The sequence below is a fragment of the Lamprocystis purpurea DSM 4197 genome (genome assembly GCF_000379525.1).
Lineage (GTDB): Bacteria > Pseudomonadota > Gammaproteobacteria > Chromatiales > Chromatiaceae > Thiodictyon > Thiodictyon purpureum.
Window position 1 is genome coordinate 1 of sequence record NZ_KB902407.1, and the last position, 4700, is coordinate 4700.

The following is a 4700-nucleotide window of genomic DNA, read 5'->3' on the forward strand; positions in this document are numbered from 1 at the left end:
GACACCCTCCCGAAGGTCCTCGCGGCGCTGGTCAACCTCCCGGAGCCCGGCCGGTTGATCCTGATCCCGCTCCACGGTGAAGGCTCGCACCTGGACCGGCCAGAGCCCCATGGCGTACACCGGTGTACACCGGTGCCCACCTTCTTGGTGTGCACCGGGTATGCACCTGTGAACACTACAATTCTCGGATTTTTCTCGCCACGATTGGCACAACACGGCGCAACCCGCGCTTTGTGCAGACAATGCAAAACGAGTGAAAGCCCATGGCGACTACCCCCGCCCCCCTGCCCACCCCCTCCCGCACCGTCCTAACCGTCAAGCAGTTGGCGGCACAGCAACCCGGCTTGACCGAGGGCGGGATTCGCTGGGACCTGTTCAACCGCGACCACAACGGCCTAGTCGAATCCGGAGCCATCATGCGACGCGGCCGGAAAATCCTGATCGATCCTGACTTGTACTTGGATTGGCTGAAAGAAAACCGGGAGCGCGCGGCGTGAGCGTGCCCGCCACCCCAACCACCCGAGGCACCCATGGACACCGCAACCCGTAACCGGCATTTAGCACACGTTCACGCGACCGCTAAAGCGTTAGAACTGGAGGGCGAAAAGTACAAGGCATGGCTCAAGCGGCGCACCGGCAAAGCATCGTGCGCGGACCTGAGCGACACGGAGCTAACCGCCTTGGTGGACTCGCTCAAGGCCAGTCTTGCGCAATGGCAGACAGTCAGTCAGTTGACGCGGGAACTCGGTTACAGCGGGTTCGAAGATGAGCGGTTCCGGACCATCGTGCAGCGCGTCACCAAGACCGACGACGCCCGTCTGTTGTCGAGACCGCAACTCGGAAAGCTGACCGCGGTTTTAGTCAAGGCCGTCGAAAGCCGGCGCAAACGGGCGTTGACCCCACCAACCGGCACCCCTGATGACCACATGCCCGCAGAGGGCAGGATTCCCCATGGCCCCAAAGAAAAAGCCCCAACCGTGGCGAGCGGTCAGGGCTTGTCAGATGCTGCTAACTAGCGTAGGGTTTTGCCGTCGCGGCATCCCCTGCAAGGGACACCGCGCAAAGCTAGGCCGCGTTCACGGCTTCGCACCGGCAAGAAGAATGATAACCCACCTGTTGGGTTTCGTGTTGCCCCTGCCTGCCCTTGCTTGCGGCCGATCCATCCATTTTCCGGAGATCGGCACATGACCACCCCCAACCGCGCCCCCGGCGCATCCCTGCCCCAGTCCGAAATCGACCGCAACGCACTCGCCCGGCGCGTGTTCGACGCGGCAATCTGTTATCCAAATTTTGACCTGTGTGACGGCCTGGATAACTGGTTGTCGCTGATCGAAGGGATAGCCGGGTATCTGGCGATTACCAGCACCGGACAAGACCCCTTAGAAGCGGAGACCAGTCCCGAAGAACGCGGCGCTATGGGTGAAGTCATCCAGCGAGCCGCCCGCGTTGCCCGCGCCTTAGCCGACGAGGTAGCAGTGCCCGCAAGACAAGCGCGAACGGCGGCGATTCGGGCGCAGTACGGCATTGAGGACGCAGCATGAACGCGAACCTTGACGCCTTACGGCAAGCCCGCGACACCGCGCGCGACGCATGGGAGCGCCTGGACTCCGAGGCCCGCACCATTCGTGCCACCCTGACCACGGCCGAGCGGCGCGCCCGTGCGGCCCTGCGGACGTTCGAGCGTGCGCGGCTAGACTACGTTGAAGCAGTGGAAGGGCGGGAGGGCGCAGCATGAGCGCCCCCCTAACCCCCGAGCCGGAGGCCCCGGCCGAACCCCGTGCGCGCCTGCCCTTGGCGGATACCATCAAGGCCGCAATCGACCCCCTGACCTTCTACCAGCGGGAGCTTTCGAACGCCCCGCCCTTGATTGCCAACCGCAAAGGGTATGCGCAGAAAGTCCTGTGCCCCTTTCATGAGGAAAAAGATCCATCGTTCACCATAAACGCCAAGACCGGCGCTTTTCGCTGTTTTTCGTGCGATAAGAGAGGCGGTTCAATCATTGATTTCATAATGTTACGTGATGGGCTGGAACTCAACGAAGCCCGCGCCACCCTTGCCGATACGTACCACCTTAACCCCGATGCGACCCCCGCCAAGCAGCGCGCCAAGCGGCCCCAGCGTGCGCCCACCCCCGGCGATCTGGCCCCCGCGCCTGTCGCTCAAGCGGCCCCGTTGCCCTTGGTGCCCATCCCTCGCGAGGCAATGACAACCTGCCCCAAGCGTCATCCGACCCTTGGTGAACCATCCGGAACTTGGACCTATCGAGACCGGAATAATGACCCTGTGGCACTGGTCTTGCGGTTCGATCCGGCCGGCGCGCGGAAGCAATTCCGGCCGTTGTCCTGGACTGCCGCGGACGGCTGGCAATGGTGCGACCCGCCCGGCGTCCTGCCGCTGTATGGGCTTGAACTGCTGGCGGATCGACCCGCGGCCCCCGTGCTGTTCTGCGAAGGCGAAAAAGCGGCGGACGCGGCATCGTGGCTATTTCCCGGCGCGGACTCAGTGACCACGATGCACGGAGCCAACGCCCCGCAGAAGTCCGACTTTGCCCCCATCGGCGGCCGGCGCGTCCTGATCTGGCCCGACCACGACCCGGCCGGCGCAGTCTATGCGAACACGCTGACCGAGCTATGTAAGGCGGCCGGCGCGGCATCGGTTGAGATTCTGGACCTGTCGAGTTTAGCCATTGACCCGCGTACCGGCGCACCCCGCGACCTACCGGAAAAGTGGGACGCGGCAAACGCAAGGTCAGACGACTGGACCCCCGCGGCGCTGACAGCGGCGGCCCGTTGGATTCAGGTATACCCAGCGGCCCCGGCCATGGCAGCCGAGACGAGCGACGCGGCTATTTCGCCCGACTGCCCTACCGACCAAGCCGCGGCTACGGGCGGCGAACGGTCCTCAGAAGGCGACCCTGAGCGGCCCCAAGACAACCGCGACGCGGCCACCATCGCCCGTCTTGCGGCCCTGCCGGTACTTGAATATGACCGCGTGCGGGAGTCCGAGGCGAGTGCGTTAGGCGTGCGGGTTGCCACCCTAGACCGGGAGGTTGCCAAGGCCCGACAGTCCGACGCCCCGCACGAGGCCGCGGCCGGACGTAACGTGACCTTCTACGAGCCGGAGCCGTGGACCGACGCGGTATCCGGCGCGGAGGTCTTAGACCAAGCGCTGTCGCTCTTGCTGCGTCACATGGTGATGCGGCCCGAAGATGCGGCGGCCGTTGCCCTGTGGTGCGCGCATGTCTACCTGTTCGCGGGATTCTCGCACTCACCACGGCTACTGATTACTGCCCCTGATGCTGAGTGCGGCAAAACCATGTTGCTGTTTCACATGGTCGGGAATCTGGTCCCGCGCCCGCAACCCGTGGAACTGATGAAATCCGCCCCGTTCTTCCGGCTGGCCGAACTGCACAAACCGACATTCTTGATCGACGAAATGGATGTCTTTATCGACGAGGACAGCGAACTATTAGCGGCCGTCAACAACGGCTGGGAGCCGCACGGCTGTGTTTTGCGTTGCATCGGCGACGACAACGAGGTTCGGAAATTCGGCACCCATACCCCCGTTGCCATGGCAGGGATTGACCTAATCAAGAAACTGCCAGGCACCACCGTAAGCCGGAGCGTTGTCGTCACGCTGGAACGGGCGGCGGCCGATGAAATCTCAGAGGCCAACATCTACGACGCCCGCACCCACCGCGCCCCCTTGTTGGAGGTCGGGCGGAAGCTGGCCAGGTGGACCGGCGATCATGCGGCCACCATTGCGGCGGCTGACCCGATCATGCCTGTCGGCGTGCGTAACCGACTCGCGGACAAGTGGCGGCCCTTGCTGGCCATCGCCGACGCAGCGGGCGGACGTTGGCCCGCCTTGGCACGGTCGGCACTGGCGGCGCAAATCGACGAGCGCGAACCATCAAAGGCGCTGTTGTTGCTGGCCGATATTCGGGAGATTCTGCGGCAGGGAGAACAGGCCATACCGACCGCAAACCTTATCGAGCGGCTGTGCGCTATCGAAGAGTCCCCCTGGAAAGACTACAACTACAAGGAACGCGACGACGAGCGGCGGCGGATCACAAGCCGACAACTGGCAACGTTGCTAAAGCGGTATCAGATTGCATCCGGCAACGTGCATATCGGCGGACTTGTTCCGAAAGGCTACCGCGTTGAGCATCTCACCGCGGCATGTAACCGCTACCTGCCTAGAGTACCCCCCGAATTATCCGCTCATCCGCTACCTTCCCACGAAAACAAAGTCTTAGGATCGATTTATCCGCTACCTTCCGGCCCGAAAGGTAGCAGATATTTAGGGCGTAACGCATTGAATAATAAGAAAGGTAGCGGAAGAGCGGATAATTTAGGGGGTTCCCCTACGCGACACGCGATCAACGGCCCGGTAGCGGACGGCGACGAGCAAGCGCAACGCTATATAGTGGACCCTGAAAACCGGACAGTAATTTAAGCTCGCGTCGAACCAAAAGGGGCATATCATAATGGGCGAAGCGAAGCGCAAGACGTACACGGCATCCTTCAAGGCCAAAGTCGGCCTGGAGGCGATCCGCGGGGTCAAAACGACGAACGAGATCGGACAGGAGCATGGAGTCCATCCGGTCCAGGTGGGGCAGTGGAAAAAGGAGATCCTGGAGCAGGCCGGGACGCTGTTTGAAACCAAGCGTGGACGTCAGAAAGTGGACGATCAGGCTG

6 protein-coding genes are annotated in these 4700 nt (G+C 62.8%); all 6 read left to right on the forward strand.

All coding sequences use genetic code 11. The annotated features are described in order from the left end of the window. The first annotated feature begins 263 nt into the window (after positions 1-263). Positions 264-497 (forward strand): hypothetical protein, encoded by a 234-nt coding sequence (locus A39O_RS0105970; protein WP_020503783.1) that lies wholly within the window; start codon positions 264-266, stop codon positions 495-497. A gap of 33 nt (positions 498-530) precedes the next feature. After that, on the forward strand, positions 531-1016 hold the full coding sequence (locus tag A39O_RS32180) for a phage protein GemA/Gp16 family protein (protein WP_020503784.1): 486 nt from the start codon (positions 531-533) through the stop codon (positions 1014-1016). 168 nt (positions 1017-1184) lie between these two features. After that, positions 1185-1541 carry a hypothetical protein gene (locus tag A39O_RS0105980; RefSeq protein WP_020503785.1) on the forward strand — a complete coding sequence of 119 codons (357 nt, stop codon included), beginning with the start codon at positions 1185-1187 and terminating at the stop codon, positions 1539-1541. Next, on the forward strand, positions 1538-1735 hold the full coding sequence (locus A39O_RS0105985) for a hypothetical protein (RefSeq protein WP_020503786.1): 198 nt from the start codon (positions 1538-1540) through the stop codon (positions 1733-1735). Before A39O_RS0105980 ends, A39O_RS0105985 begins: the two co-directional genes overlap by 4 nt. Positions 1736-1791: 56 nt before the next feature. Then, entirely contained in the window at positions 1792-4458 is a 2667-nt protein-coding gene (locus tag A39O_RS36280) for a DUF3631 domain-containing protein (RefSeq protein ID WP_169338409.1), read from the forward strand. Between the two features lie 31 nt (positions 4459-4489). Then, a partial coding sequence (locus A39O_RS0105995; protein ID WP_020503788.1) for an IS3 family transposase occupies positions 4490-4700 on the forward strand: 211 nt, incomplete at its 3' end.